The following is a 14,681-nucleotide window of genomic DNA, read 5'->3' on the forward strand; positions in this document are numbered from 1 at the left end:
TTTTTCAATTATCGTGGAATCTAAATAATAAATAAGAACAGTCTCTATTAAGAGATTCAAATTCATTTTGAATTCCTAATGGAGACTGTTCTTTTAATTTAAAATTTCTATTTGATTGTAATCTCAAGTTTACCTATGTCCTAAAACATTACTTAATCGTAGATAAGCCACAAAATGGAAACCAATTCCTGCTAACAGGAAAAACGCTCCTAATGGAACAAAGAATAATGAGCTAATGATAGCCAAGATATAAAGACTAACACTGACTAAAGGATCATATTTATTCTTAGCAAAAGCACTATTTTCCATCCGATTCGATTTTAGTTCGTGATGTTTTCCGATATACGAGTACAAAACGTAAAACATAAACGAAATAATAAGCGCTACTAAGTCATATGTAATGAATGCTACTCTGATATCATTTAAATTTCCACGGCTCAAGGTGTCCGCCACTAATGCCATTGGATAATTAATCAATGTAATTGTGAATAACATCAAGAGATTGATCAAATTCAAATTGCGATTGATGGCTTTGAGTGCATTGAAGTAATCATGATGAAATAACCACAACGTACCCACGTAAAAATATGAAACTATATAGGCTATCAAAATTGGCCATTGATGAAACATGGCGGTTAACAGATGCCCAGATTTAAAACTTGGAACCGTGAATTCCAAAACCAAAATAGTAATCAAAATGGCAAAAACACCATCGCTAAATGCTAATAATCTATCTTTTGTCACTAAAAATTCTCCCTCACTCTATAGCTTCATCGTCTGAACTAAGAATCTTATTAAAGACAATTGGACAGACTAAACAAGTAATAATGGCCGCCAACGTGATTGCTCCTGACTGAGCAGTAGTAATCAATTTCAAATTGCGTCCAACTTGTAGAATGGGCAAAACTAAAGTAATCGTTGTGGACGTAACAATTGCAGCGGCACTGGCATATCGTCTGCCAAATCGTTTACGAAAGACAAAGTAAACAATTGCCTTTGACACGATGAAAGCTACCAAAAATACTGGAATCAACAATAGAGCCTGTTTGTTAGTAAACAAAGTTCTCAAGTTTAGATTTACTCCTGTAGTAATGAAGAAAACTGGTATAAAAAATCCATAACCCATTGAGCTCAATTTTTCTTCAGTGTCAGGCTTTGGCTTCAACAATTTCATCACAGCACCTGCCAAGAAGGAACCCAAAATACTTTCAGCACCAATTTGTTCAGCAAAAGTAACCAAAGTGAAAATCAAGAAGAAAGCTAAACGGATATCTAATTGTGTCGTTGATTTATCGATTTTATCAAAGAAGACATAGATTCGATTGAAACGATGCAACAGAACAATTGCAATAATAAAAATAACCGGCAAGCCTAATACGGAAATGTAATGCTGTTGCTTAACAGCTGAATAAATTGTCAAAGCCACCAAAGGAATAAATTCCCCGAACGCTGATGTTAACAAAATCGTTTGCCCATAATTAGTATTCAGCAATCCAGCCTCTTTTAAGAGTGAAATGATAACACCTAGAGCAATCGTACTGAATAAAATGACTGCCAAAATAAATTCACTGAAAATTCCAGTAACGTACAAAATGCCACTTAAAATCATCGACATAATAAATATCGATATGAAACCAGCAAATGAATTACCCAAAGGCGAATAAACCGATTTATCCTTCTTAGGCTCCAATAGAGAAAAATCAATCTCCATCCCACCTAAAAAGATCAGCATGATCACACCCAAATTAGCAATGTATTGAACACTGACATCTGGATGAACAATATTGAGACCAGTCTTACCAATGATGATCCCCATAATAATTTCTGAAATAGCCGTAGGCATCCGTTGCAAATGAAACCTAGCCGTAATAAGAGGCGTAATCAAAGCAGCGAATAATACGATCAATAAAGCAAATTTTCCCATAACAAAACCTCAAAGAGCGAAGCAGGCCCGCTTAGATTCTGATCATTTGCAGGACTTTGCGAATTGGCTGCGTAGCAGACAGTTCGTGAAGTCAGGCAAAGCACAGGAATCTGGCCTGCGTAGCTCGTTTCCACTATAAAGTATAGAACCATAGTTATTCTAAAACAAAACACAAAATTATCCCAAAATAAAAAATCAATTAACAACAAAAACAATAATTATCTATCAATAAAAAGTCAAAAAAACCAACTTGAAACAGAGCATAGTTTTTCCCATCTAAAAAAGTCCAGCATAGCAACCACAAAAAATGATAACTACACTAGACTTATTTTTTGTTAATTGATTAATTACTCTACTTCAGTATTCAATTTTTCAGGTTCACCAATAACAAAATGATCAACAATAGCGATAACTAAGAATGCTAAGGCTACTAGACAGACACCGATCCAACCGATACGACTCCAAGCCCAAGTTGCGGCTAAAGTTCCGATGGAGCCGCCTAAAAAGTAACTAAACATAAAGATTGAATTATTACGACTACTCTGTTGATGATTCAATGACTGTACAATTGCTTGATTAGAAACTTGACTGAATTGTGTTCCCAAATCAAGCAATACGATACCAACTATTAGACCAATCATCCAGAATCCCACTAGCCAGAAAACTACAAATCCTAAACCAGACAAAATCATACTTAGACCGATTGTTAATTTGGGAGATTTCTGATCAACTAAGTTGCCGACCCATGGTGCTACCAAGATACCAGCAATACCTAGTAACCCTAATAGTCCAGCAATACTACTGCCTAAATGATATTGAGCTGCTAAATAGAATGCCAATGTAGACCATAAAACGTTAGACATCCCAAACATACAAAAACCATTTATAGCTGAACCACGTAATTCCTTTTGTTCAATGAAAAGTTTAGGCAAAGTCTTGATTACAGCAAAGTACTTCAAATCACGATGTCCTCGTTTATCATGAGGCATGAAAAGATGCACTATCAACAAGAAAACCAAATCCACTCCGGCCGCAATTAAATATATGTACTGCCAAGGCATGATACTACCAAGCAAACCACTAAATGAACGTGACAATAGAATACCTGTTAACAAGCCGCTCAACACGATACCCAGAACCTTACCACGTTGCAATACTGGAGCTAAATATCCAGCATATGGAATAATAATCTGTGGTGCCACAGAAGTTATCCCTATCAAGGCTGTTGCCACTGCAAATATCCCAGCATTCGGTGCCCAAAACGCTAATAATAACGAAATAATCGATAAAATCATCATGAATTGAATCAAATGATAACGATCAAAAATATCCCCTAAAGGAACAATCAGTAACAATCCAAAAGCATAACCCAATTGAGTGATCATGGCTAACATCCCCACAACCGATTTAGAAATATTGAAATCAGTCGCAATCAAGTTTTCAATTGGTTGAATAAAATTCAAATTGGCAACAATAACTCCAGTCACCACCGCCATCAATAAAATGGTCTTTTTTGACAAAGTCTCTGTCTCTTCCAAACTAATATCTCCCTATTCTGCAAATTTCTTCAGTGACGAATCAACCCATTGTAAAGCAGCCTTCATCTGTACTTGTTTTAATGAAATCACCCATTGAGCATTCTTTAAATCAGGAGCTGAGATAGGTGTCTCTTTCATATCAACTATCTGTTGAGATAACGATTTCTGATTTTCTAACAAATAATTTTTATATTCATTTAAAATTTCTCGACGCAATTCAGGTTCTATTTGATGAAAATTACGAAATTTAACACTGTAAGTGAATTCCAAATTAGGATTCAAAGGTACCTTTTGTATCATTAATTCCTTAAAACGAATCCGACCGCGATCAGTAATCGTCGCCACTTTTTTCGATCGTTTCCCCACATCGACTTGGTCATTCAAAGTAATATAGCCAGCTTCATTCAAACGTTTAAACAATGGATAAATCATTCCAAAACTGATTTTTCGTTGCCGACCCACAATTTGTTGTAAAATCTGCCGCATCAAATAACCACTCATCGACTCATCCATAAGTTGTCCTAAAACAAACAAGTCATACATTATCTCACTCCCCTTCAATATATCAGTCTGATATATAATCAACTTTTCTAATATATATCAGCTCAATATTGTTGTCAAATTGCAATTTAAGCTTGACCTCAAGTCGACTTTAAGTAATAAGGTTAATTTATCAACTAATTTACTAAGGAGAATAGACATGACTAAACCCTATATTATCTGTCATATGATGACATCAGTTGACGGTCGCATTGATTGCGATATGACCGTCCAACTTCAAGGAACACAGGAATACTACTCAACTCTCAAAGATATCGAAGCTCCCACTACTCTAAGCGGTCGTGTTACTGCTCAATTAGAATTGGCACAAACTGGCGAATTCGAATCAAAAACTAACGAAGCTCTTAATAAAGAAACCTTCAATAAAAACAATGACGCCGCCGGATACGAAGTAATTGTCGATACCAAAGGAGTTTTGCTCTGGGACGAAGATTATAACTACAGTAAGCCACACATCATTATTACTAGCGAACAAGTAAAAAAAGATTATTTAAATTACCTAGATTCTAAACAAATTTCTTGGATTGCAACCGGAAAAACTCAAATTGATTTAGCTAGAGCCGTAGAAATCTTGGCAGAACAATTTAATGTCGAAAGAATGGCAATTGTTGGTGGTGGACATATTGATGGATCATTTTTAGATGCCGGTCTGATTGATGAAATCAGTCTACTAATTGGACCTGGAGTTGATGGACGCCAAGGCATGCCTGCTGTTTTCGATGGTCGTCCCCAAGACCGTAAACCAATGCCATTGAAATTACAGAGTGCCCAAACGTATGAAGACGGTGCTGTTTGGTTACGATATTTAGTTAAAAAATAACGTTGAAAACAAAAAAGAAACGAATAAATAATCGTTTCTTTTTTGTTTTACCTAAAGTTTTAATACATCGGTAATTCAATCGTAATACCACTTTCATCAATAAAAAAATCAAATTTGTTATAGTTCAATTAATCCACTTAATTCCTTTATTGATAGCTTAATTTTTTTCGGCTTTTTGCGTTGCATATCTTTATCTACGTACAACAATCTATTGCTCTCTATCTTAAAATGAATTGTTTTTATTTGATTGGGTTCTAAAGAAACCTTCTTATAGTCCATTAATTGCTTTTGACGTGGGAGTACATCGGTTCCAAAGAAGCTTGAAAATAATAATATTGTTTCCTTACCATCCTGATTAGAGATATTTTTTACATCCACGGATACACGAGCAATATTATCTTTATAATTTACTTTTAAATTTTTATAATCAAAAAATGCATAACTAAGTCCATAACCAAATCTCAAAAGAGGGGATCCGGTTTCATCAAAATAATTCTCATTTTTTAAAACTCGTCTCTGATAATAGTAGACAGGTAATTGTTCTGCATTTCTAGGATAACTGATTGGCAATTTACCATTTGGATTCATTTTTCCAAATAAAATATTCGACACTGCTTTAGGACCTTGCTGTCCAGGATACCACGCTAATAATACGGCATCCGCTAATTGTATTATCTCAGTAATATCATAAGGACGCCCCTGAATCATAACTACAATGATCTGTTTCCCAGTCTTCTTTAATGCTTTTAATAAATCAATTTGATTACCTCCGAGACTAAGACTTGCAACATCTACATTTTCTCCAGTATCTGTGTTTCTCAAAATACTTTCGTCGCTCATAGCACCATTATTTAAAAAACTCATATCAAAGTTTCTCATCGATGAACCACCCATCGTTAGTACCACGGCATCAGCGTTACTGGAAATATTCACTGCATCATTAATCAATTTTTTATCTTGAGTAACTTCTCTAATATTACTTCCTTTAGCATATGTAATATCTGAGGTATATTCACTCAAGGAATCGATGAATGAAGTGTATTGACTATTTAATTGAGGTGCAGTGTAGTCACCTAACCAATGATAAATATTTTTTACATGTGGACCAATTACAGCAAGCTTGGTTCCCTTTTTAAGTGGCAGTACGCTGGAATTTTTATCTGATGGTACTCCATTTTTAACTAAAGTTATACTTTCAGATGAAAGTTCTAAATTTAAATCATTACTTTCATTTATTACTTCTTCTATATTTGTATCATCCTCATCAACGTACGGATCATCAAAAAGTCCCAACAGAAATTTTATTGAAAGCACACGTTTTACTGAATTATTTAAATCTAGTAATAATTGAGGATATTTTTCTATTGCATCCCCGATGTGCGTATATACGTCGTCCCAAAGGCTCAAATCAACTCCAGCATTTAATGCGGCAAATACTGACTCACTATAATTGCCATAAAGATCCACTAATCGGTCCAAAGCAGTACCGTCAGCCATGACAATTCCCTGAAAGCCATTTTTCTTACGTAATAAATTATCTAACAAATTACGATTTGCATGACAAGGTACCCCATCAATATCATTATATGCGGCCATCACTCCGACAGCTTTCTTGAGACTAGAAATAAGTGGACCATACACTTCCAAGAATTCCCTTTGTCCCATTGGAACTGTACCGGAATTATGCCCACCTAATGCTTCACCTTGACCAATAAGATGTTTAATTACAACCCCAACATGTTTACGAGCATTTTTTGATACCTTCTCATCTAAAAAATTGGTATCACTAATGAGATCACCTTGAAAGCCATCAATTATTGCCTTCGTGTAGGATCCCGTTAAGTATGGACTCTCACCAAAAGTCTCTTCCGACCTCCCCCATCTAGGATCCTTCAATAAATCCAGAGAACTTACAAGTGCCAAATTTCCACCTTTAAGTTGAAGCTCTTCAGCCTGTAATTCAGCCGACCTCTGTAGAAGCTCTGGATCGAATGTATTTCCTTTACCAATATTGGTTGGATATGTTACGGAATCCAATGCCTGATGTCCATGAGGCATTTCTTCGACAATTAAAGTTGGTATTCCTAAACGAGATTTACTAATGACATATGACTGAATCATATTTGCTAACTGTGCGCTTTCATTAGCACGAATACCATTATCATAATTCTTTTTAGACCATGGATCAGCTCTAAACAATCCATAAAGAGCACCTAATCCTTGTCCCCAATTGACATGATTTTTGAATTTATTAGTTAAATTAATACCTGATGAATCCTTATAATATGATTGCCATCCATAAAGATGTTGATTAACTTGTCCAATTTTTTCCTGTAATGTCATTCTAGAAATCAAATCATTGACCCGTTCTCTAATAGTTAGATCTTTATTCTGATAAGGAAACAAGAGCGCTACCTCCCTACATTTTCATTAATGAAATCTAATGCTAACTGACAATATGTCATATTCGACCAAGAAAACCACTCTCTTGTATACTTGCTTTGATCATTCATATCAACACTTTCATGGCATTGGGACGTTTTATTATTTGTTTCCGAAATAACATCAAGTTGATGAACCTTTTTATCTAAATTATCTGAAGTCAAACCTTCTATAGCGATACTAATCGGCCAAACATAATTAACTGGTGTATGGTTACTTCCAATTCCTTGCAACACTGTTCCCGAATAATAATAAGGATTTTTCGAGCTTAGAACGAATTCACGCGTATTTTCATATAGCGGGGCATCTTTTGAACAATACTTAATAAACGGAAGCGACAAAAGGCTCGGTACATTCGCATCATCCATTAACTTATAGTTCCCCATTCCATCGACCTCATAAGCATATCCAGTCGTATCATCTGATAATTGTACAATTGCATAACGATTTATTCCTGATTTAATTTCATTCAATAAAGTTAATACTTCATTCTTTAAAGTTGCAAATCTTTCGGGAACCTTATCCAATAATGGCGTTAAAACAGAAACAACAAACATATTAGAAGGAATATGATAACCATAAACACATGCATTGTCACTTGGTCTAAATCCATCCCAAATCATACCTGTGTACTTGACTGGTGTTCCTTTTCCATCATTTGATAAAGTATCATTCGAAGGACAATCCTTGCGTTTGAAATAGTATGGTGAAGTATTATGATGCTGCTCAGTTTTGAATACATCTATAATTATTGAAAGATTATTCCAAAATTCTTCATCAAAAATATCAGTATTTCCTGTTTTTTCATATAAATTATTTGCTAAAAATAATGGTGCACATAACGAATCAATTTCAAATTTTCTTTCCCAAACGTGATCTGAAACAGGAATATTCGAATCATCATCACTCCAATGTGCTCCCGATGAAGTTTGATTAAACGCATTTGCATAAGGATCCATTTTTACAAAACGTAATTCTCTCTTTAATACTCCTGTTAATAAATCATATAAATCTGGTATTTCATTGATTAATGATACATATGGAAGAACTTGAAATGTAGCATCCCTTAACCACATAGCAGGAATATCTCCCGTTTTTACAAAATATGATCCATCGTCTTCATACTTCGTTGCTTTGGTTAAAACATCGGTTAATAGATCTCTAAACAATCTTGTGTTTCTAGTATTGTTTAATTCATGATTAGATGAATATTGATTAAGACTAACAATTACTGATTCAAGCACATTACCTTTTACTTTTTCCCTCATAATTATTCTCCATAACTAACTAAAACACCCTATATGAATAGAGTGTTTTAGTTTTTTTATTCAATTGGATATATTCCAAAAGTTCTTATTTCACCTGGACCAAATGATGATAATTCATATTCTTTGACGTTATCAACGCCATTTTCAATCACTTGATTATTGAGGTCTAAAATTTTGATGTTGCAATTGTCATACAATGAGATACTACCGGGATTTTTAAGCGTGTTTTTAAATGGATTATATAATCTTACAACTAGGCCTGTCCCATCTGTTGTTGATGTAAATGAACTTTCTACCAAATTATCAGCTTTTACATTAACCAATGATTTATGATTTAACGTTTCAATATTCTTATTAATTCTGAAATATTGAACACGCATCGTAAACTTGTCTATATCCTGATTTTGGTAGAACAAATCATCAACACTTAATAAGTTATGTTCTCTTTGTAGTTTGGAAGGATCAAATTTCTTATCAACAATGATTCCGCCTCTGAATGTCATATCTCCTTGAAGTTGACTATCAGGTGTCGGAACATATTTAGTTTGCAGACCAGATGCATCACTCGGTCTCCTTAACAGATCAGGTCTACCTAAGAATCCGACTCCTCTAAATAATGTCACAGCAAGGCTACTGAACGAATCACCAATAACTTGAAAATCCTTTTCTCCCAATCCAATAAATGAAACACTCGATTCAGAATTATGTATGTTAGTAAAATGAAGAAATGGTCTAATTGAGGTTGGCTCTTCATGATAGCCAATATCCTTCCAATCTTTCAAATGTGGATCAATCACCGGACGCTCAATTGTTCCAAATGGTGTATCTGAATAGCTATTCTTAGCATTTATATCAGTATTAATCACCATTCTTAATCGATGATCTAAAACATTATTGGCTAGATTTAATGCCACACCAATTACTGGGTTATTTTTCTCCAAAGTAAGTTGTAAATTATATTTTAACTTCTTACTCTTTTGTTTCTTACTTCTTTCTTCTAAATCCGCTGGTAATGACCAATCTCCCTTAATGGAAAGTGAACTGTAGAGCTCACCTTTAATTCCCTTAGTCTCAGAATCATTGAAATTCAATGACAGAATCCAATCCTTATATGCAGGTGAATAATCGTACGTGTCTCCTTCATCTCCACCATCTTCAACAGTAAGAAAATCATGATAAATTTTTCCGCTATTCTTATCAGTCAATGTAAGACCAGAATGATTCATTGAAATTAGATAATATTCGTTTTCAATTACATCAGAATTTTTAGGTACAATATTTTTATCAACAACATTCTCTTTTATTAAGATTCCAGTCCAATCAGTAGGCTGAATGGTTAGCACTACAGCAATTGTTGTCTTGTAATAATAATCTGGTACCATTTCTTTTTCATTATGACGCAATACTGCTCTATTAATCTTATCTTGCTTAATAACTTGATATTCTACTTTGTCCCCTTTTTCGTTAACAAGTTTGAAATCAGGATTTTGGGTAATAACATATGTTCTATGAACTTTTGTAATAGGCGAAACGGTAGGATTCCAGAAGAACAAATCCATCTTATCGGTAACATTGCTACTCAATTTGCGAAGAAGATAGCCTTTCAATGACAATCCTAGTTGTAAGGCGACTTCTCCTCTATGATAAATGTCACGATTAGTTTCATCACTATTGCATCCCCCCGCGGAATCGTGAGCCTGACCTCTAAAAATGGTCTTCCAAATTTGAGAAATTATTCCTGGCTTTGTTTCAATACCATGATATTGTGCCATAGCCATTAATGGTTCTACCTCATACGTCATTAACCTTTCTAATCTGTCATACAACATCTTAAGATCGGCTCTGGAAGAATAAATTCCTCTATGTATTTTAGAGGTACTAGGATCTACAAACTCACCAGAATAAGTAGGTAACTCCTTTTCCTTAGAAAGTTCTTTAAAGTATTCGGGGTATGTTCCTTCTACCAATTTAAATTCATTTTGTGAATCGTTGGCTTCCTTTATTCTTTGCTTTAAATTAAAATCAACAGGTCTTTGATCGCCACCTACAGGAAGTACTAAATTATTGACGTTAGTATCTGTACTAATCTTATGTAACAAGTCAGAATAGTTTGGAGATTCCATTAAATCAACGCCAACAGGATATCCATTTCTTAGATTGGCAACTAGAACCTTTGAATTATCATCACTTGTCCAATAGAAGTATCTAACCGATTTTTCTTTAGGCATTCCTCTCCAGAAAACAGCATTCTTAATGCCAAACCCATTATAAATTTTTGGTATATCATGATTTTGACCAAATGAATCGGGCAAATATCCAATAGGAACACTTCTACCCAGTTCAGATGAAAGTTTAATTCCTTGCTGTAAATTACGGACCATCGATTCTCCAGACGTAACCATTTCATCGACTTGAGTGTACCAAGGACCTACAAATAGACGACCGGCTTTTATAAACTTTCTTAATTCTGGAGCATTCTCTGGTACACTTTCCAAATAGTCATCGATAATAGACATCTGTCCATCTAATAGATAGTAATCAATAACATTATTTTTCAAGGCTCGAAGTACTTCATCCATGTGATATATGAATTGGATTCGAGCATCTTGTCTGGTGAAATACCATTCGAAGTCCCAATGAGTATGAGCAATAACGAATACTTTTTTCATTGTTGAGTCTTCTTTCTTAGTATTATTTAAGCTGTTTCAGGACCATCACTTGGTTCTTCCTCAGTTTCATTTTTGAAAACCGTTTTATCTTCATCATTTTCTTGTTCGTTTTGTTTTGCAATAGCGGCACGCTCACTACGTTGATTCAAAATTACGAATGGAGCGTATAAGAACGTATCCAAAATAACTAATACAAGTGTTAATACAACCGGACTTGTGTGGAACGCACCGGTTAGCCAAGTACTAAAGAATATCGGTTCACTACCGGAATTCAAAACAACCAGCGGTACAACCCATCCAATCTTAGTAACGACATAACCAATAACAGCATTGATAAGTGGTACAAAAATCCATGGTAAGAACATAATAGGATTTAAAACAATTGGTAAACCAAAAATGATAGGTTCATTAATTCCAAAACATCCAGGGATGAATCCCAATTTTGCAACTTCACGTTCCTTTTCACCTTTGTGAGTAAAGATAAGCATAGCAATCAACAAACCAAATGTAGCACCAGAACCACCAATCATGGCATAAACATTTGTCATTGTATTAGGAGCGATTCCAATACCTGCGAAGCTCTGAGTTCTTGCATATTGTGCACAATTTTGTAGATAAATTGGTAACCAGAATGCTGAAACAACACCCCAAACGATGTTAAATCCATGTAATCCTAGGAACCATAAAATTTGTTCCATCAAAATTACTACGATAATTGCGGGTAAACCAGTACCAACAGATAATAAAGGTTTAACTAAAACAACCGTAATAATCTCAATGATTGAAGTGTAACCTAAACTTTGAATGATAATACGGATGATACCAAAAATCATTAATGCACCGGTGATAGGTACAAGAGATGCGAATGAATCAAAGATATTCTGTGGTACGCTATCAGGCATTTTGATCTTGAACTTAGTTTTACCAAAACGAGCGTAAATCCAAACTGCAATCATACCAACGACCAGGGCTGTAAACATTCCTTGGTAATCAAAGAAATTAGTAGAGAATCCTTGAATAACTTTTGCCTTAGGATCCGCAAAGTTAACATTATTTGGAACCATTACGAAGTATGCAGCCAAAGCTAAAATAACGGCAAGAAATACATTAACTTCTTTATACTTTTTCTTTAGCTCTCTCGCATAGGAATATGAAGAACATAAAACAACAATAATTCCGATAATACCTAATGTTGCTGCATTTAAGTAACCAAATAAATTGCTTATATTGGTTAAAATTTCACTATGAATATGTTGATTTTTAATTAATTGATCAAGTTGCATTTTAATAACATTTGAAAAAGAACCGACAATTGTGAACGGAATAGTCATGATGAAGGCATTCTTGATAGCTTGAAGAATGCTATTACCTTGAACCCATACTGAAGCTTTTAATATAGGCTCTTGAACTTTTTTAACATCAAACTTCATTATATATTCAACCCCTTGATTTATTTGGAAGCGCTTTCTACAACACCAATTATATCTTGATTTATTTTTATGTAAAGACTTTTTAATAAATTTGTATAGATGAATTTTAACTATGTTTCGATAATTTGTATACAAATTATCAGTGAGTGATATAATTGACTATAATAAAGGCAATTGAGGTGAAGAAATTTGTATAGATATAAAGAAGTTTATTCTGATATAAAAAGAGATATTTTACGAAATCATTATCGTGCGGGAACATTAATGCCTACTCAAGACGAACTTGCAAAAAAGTACAATATTAGTCGTATAACGTTGAGAAAATCATTAGACCTACTAATAGACGAAGGCCTAATACACACTCAGCAAGGCAGTGGTACATATGTACGTCCGCAATTAGATGAAAATTCACCTGAATTACTTCCTTTAGACCTTCCTATTGGAGCAACCTACTCTCATCGAGATCAAAAGATAACGAGCAAAATATTATTTTTTGGTGCAAGATTGCCCAATGAAGTTGAACAAAAAAATCTAAAGATAAAAGCTAACGAACCTGTTTATGAAATTAAACGTGTTCGTCTACGTGATGATAAAATCTACAGTTATGAACACACAATTATGCCCACAAGAATCGCTCCACTAGACGAATCCATTTTAAAGGGAACTATTTATGGTTACCTCGGTGGCAAGATGAAAATCTTCATGACAGATGCCAGAAGAGTTGTTTATGCCGAATCCGCAAGTAAGGAAAGCGCTCAAGCTTTAAATGTTGACGAAGGTGCTTCTCTACTGGTTATTGAACAAATTGCATATGATCAGAAAGGTGAAGCTTTTGAATATTCCAAATCTAGATTTGATGAAAATCACTCAAAATTTGTAATTGATGTACATAGAAACGAATTTTGGTAATCAAAATTTTTACAAAAAAAGTGCTTATATTGATCAATCATTGGGAAAGAATCTCAATACAGATCGATATGAACACTTTTTTATTTTACAGATATTTTTAAAAGTTAAAAAGAGATCAGACATAAACATATCCAATCTCATTATAATTAATTAACAATAACAACTTTACCGAAGTTATGCCCGCTTTCCAAATACTCATGAGCATCTTTAACTTGATTCAATTTATAAATTTTAGTTGGTGCAACTTCAACTTGATATTGTTTTATATAATCCAACATCTCATTGAGTTTTTGACTATTAACTTCACCTGATGATAATGATGTCAACAGAGCGCCTTCATGAATATCAACAATCGGATCAAATCCATCCATATACCACTGACCACCTAATTCACCAGTGTTACAGACGATTCCATATGGCAAAACATGATTAAATGTATCTTTCAATGTAGCAGGTCCAACCAATTCTAAGACTTTATTAAATTTTTTATCGGTTTGTAAACGCCCATTCTTATCCTCAATCACTGAATCATAACCAGCTTTCAGAAGAACGTCTTGTTTCTTAAGACTTCTAACTGAGCCAGCAATTTTCATAGTTGGGTATTTAGATTTAAGTAATCGTAAAGCTGAAATACCAACACCGCTGGCACCAGAACGAATTAAAACTGAATCATCTGACTTTATTTGAAGATGTTTCAACGAACCAAACGCGGTATAAAAAGTTTCTGGAACAGCAGCCAAATCAGACCATTTCAAATCAGTCTGAACTGGATAGATCTGTTCGTTTGGTAGTAACACATACTCAGCATATGAACCATCGAAGTCACGTCCCATTTCACCCATAATGGAAATGACTTTTTGTCCGACTTTCAATTCATCCGAAGTACTATCAGTTACGACACCAACACATTCAATACCTAAGATACGTGGAAATTTGACACTTGGTGACAATCCTTGACGCGTAAAAATTTCAGAATGATTGATACCAAAGCCTTTAACCTGAACTAGTGACCAACCTGGTTTTACTTGAGGAGTTGGGACATCCTCATAATTCAAAACTTCTGGCCCACCGGCTTTTCTAACAACAATAGCTTTCATTAACTTTCCCTCCCATTAACATT

At 34.4% G+C, this 14,681-nt stretch carries 11 protein-coding genes; 2 read left to right on the forward strand and 9 right to left on the reverse strand.

What is annotated here, in order from left to right; all coding sequences use genetic code 11:
* Positions 1-129: 129 nt before the first annotated feature.
* The 4 genes from ATN92_RS11305 to ATN92_RS11320 form a co-directional block, all read right to left on the reverse strand.
* Positions 130-744, reverse strand: coding sequence for a TMEM175 family protein (locus ATN92_RS11305; protein WP_056950280.1), 615 nt, complete (start codon positions 742-744; stop codon positions 130-132).
* Positions 745-757: 13 nt separating this feature from the next.
* Complete coding sequence (locus tag ATN92_RS11310) at positions 758-1,924, reverse strand: cation:proton antiporter (RefSeq protein ID WP_056950283.1); 1,167 nt, start codon at positions 1,922-1,924, stop codon at positions 758-760.
* A 347-nt stretch (positions 1,925-2,271) separates the two neighbouring features.
* Positions 2,272-3,420, reverse strand: coding sequence for an MFS transporter (locus ATN92_RS11315; protein ID WP_056950360.1), 1,149 nt, complete (start codon positions 3,418-3,420; stop codon positions 2,272-2,274).
* 54 nt (positions 3,421-3,474) lie between these two features.
* On the reverse strand, positions 3,475-4,005 hold the full coding sequence (locus ATN92_RS11320; protein ID WP_056950286.1) for a PadR family transcriptional regulator: 531 nt from the start codon (positions 4,003-4,005) through the stop codon (positions 3,475-3,477).
* Positions 4,006-4,162: 157 nt separating this feature from the next.
* Here ATN92_RS11320 and ATN92_RS11325 point away from each other — a divergent pair, with 157 nt between their 5' ends.
* Positions 4,163-4,843, forward strand: a complete 681-nt coding sequence (locus ATN92_RS11325; RefSeq protein ID WP_056950289.1) for a dihydrofolate reductase family protein — start codon at positions 4,163-4,165, stop codon at positions 4,841-4,843.
* Positions 4,844-4,960: 117 nt separating this feature from the next.
* Here the strand turns inward: ATN92_RS11325 and ATN92_RS11330 are convergent, their stop codons facing one another.
* The 4 genes from ATN92_RS11330 to ATN92_RS11345 are packed head-to-tail and all read right to left on the reverse strand — an operon-like array spanning position 4,961 to position 12,652.
* Positions 4,961-7,249: a glycoside hydrolase family 3 N-terminal domain-containing protein gene (locus tag ATN92_RS11330; protein WP_056950292.1), complete on the reverse strand. Its 2,289-nt coding sequence runs from the start codon at positions 7,247-7,249 to the stop codon at positions 4,961-4,963.
* A gap of 5 nt (positions 7,250-7,254) precedes the next feature.
* Positions 7,255-8,553 carry a glycoside hydrolase family 125 protein gene (locus tag ATN92_RS11335; protein WP_056950296.1) on the reverse strand — a complete coding sequence of 433 codons (1,299 nt, stop codon included), beginning with the start codon at positions 8,551-8,553 and terminating at the stop codon, positions 7,255-7,257.
* Between the two features lie 56 nt (positions 8,554-8,609).
* Positions 8,610-11,222 (reverse strand): glycoside hydrolase family 38 N-terminal domain-containing protein, encoded by a 2,613-nt coding sequence (locus ATN92_RS11340; protein WP_056950299.1) that lies wholly within the window; start codon positions 11,220-11,222, stop codon positions 8,610-8,612.
* Positions 11,223-11,248: 26 nt separating this feature from the next.
* Positions 11,249-12,652: a PTS sugar transporter subunit IIC gene (locus ATN92_RS11345; protein ID WP_056950301.1), complete on the reverse strand. Its 1,404-nt coding sequence runs from the start codon at positions 12,650-12,652 to the stop codon at positions 11,249-11,251.
* A gap of 189 nt (positions 12,653-12,841) precedes the next feature.
* Between ATN92_RS11345 and ATN92_RS11350 the strand changes: the two genes are divergently transcribed.
* Positions 12,842-13,561 carry a GntR family transcriptional regulator gene (locus tag ATN92_RS11350; RefSeq protein WP_056950304.1) on the forward strand — a complete coding sequence of 240 codons (720 nt, stop codon included), beginning with the start codon at positions 12,842-12,844 and terminating at the stop codon, positions 13,559-13,561.
* 146 nt (positions 13,562-13,707) lie between these two features.
* On the opposite strand, the gene ATN92_RS11355 is transcribed toward ATN92_RS11350, so the two are convergent.
* Positions 13,708-14,658, reverse strand: a complete 951-nt coding sequence (locus tag ATN92_RS11355; RefSeq protein ID WP_056950307.1) for a zinc-binding dehydrogenase — start codon at positions 14,656-14,658, stop codon at positions 13,708-13,710.
* Between the last annotated feature and the right edge of the window lie 23 nt (positions 14,659-14,681).

Source organism: Companilactobacillus bobalius (assembly GCF_009764355.1).

Coding starts and splice junctions, on each gene's coding strand:
- ATN92_RS11310 (WP_056950283.1), bottom strand. CDS start 1,924: ATGGGAAAATTTGCTTTATTGATCGTATTATTCGCTGCTTTGATTACG.
- ATN92_RS11315 (WP_056950360.1), bottom strand. CDS start 3,420: ATGGCGGTGGTGACTGGAGTTATTGTTGCCAATTTGAATTTTATTCAA.
- ATN92_RS11320 (WP_056950286.1), bottom strand. CDS start 4,005: ATGTATGACTTGTTTGTTTTAGGACAACTTATGGATGAGTCGATGAGT.
- ATN92_RS11325 (WP_056950289.1), top strand. CDS start 4,163: ATGACTAAACCCTATATTATCTGTCATATGATGACATCAGTTGACGGT.
- ATN92_RS11335 (WP_056950296.1), bottom strand. CDS start 8,553: ATGAGGGAAAAAGTAAAAGGTAATGTGCTTGAATCAGTAATTGTTAGT.
- ATN92_RS11340 (WP_056950299.1), bottom strand. CDS start 11,222: ATGAAAAAAGTATTCGTTATTGCTCATACTCATTGGGACTTCGAATGG.
- ATN92_RS11345 (WP_056950301.1), bottom strand. CDS start 12,652: ATGAAGTTTGATGTTAAAAAAGTTCAAGAGCCTATATTAAAAGCTTCA.
- ATN92_RS11355 (WP_056950307.1), bottom strand. CDS start 14,658: ATGAAAGCTATTGTTGTTAGAAAAGCCGGTGGGCCAGAAGTTTTGAAT.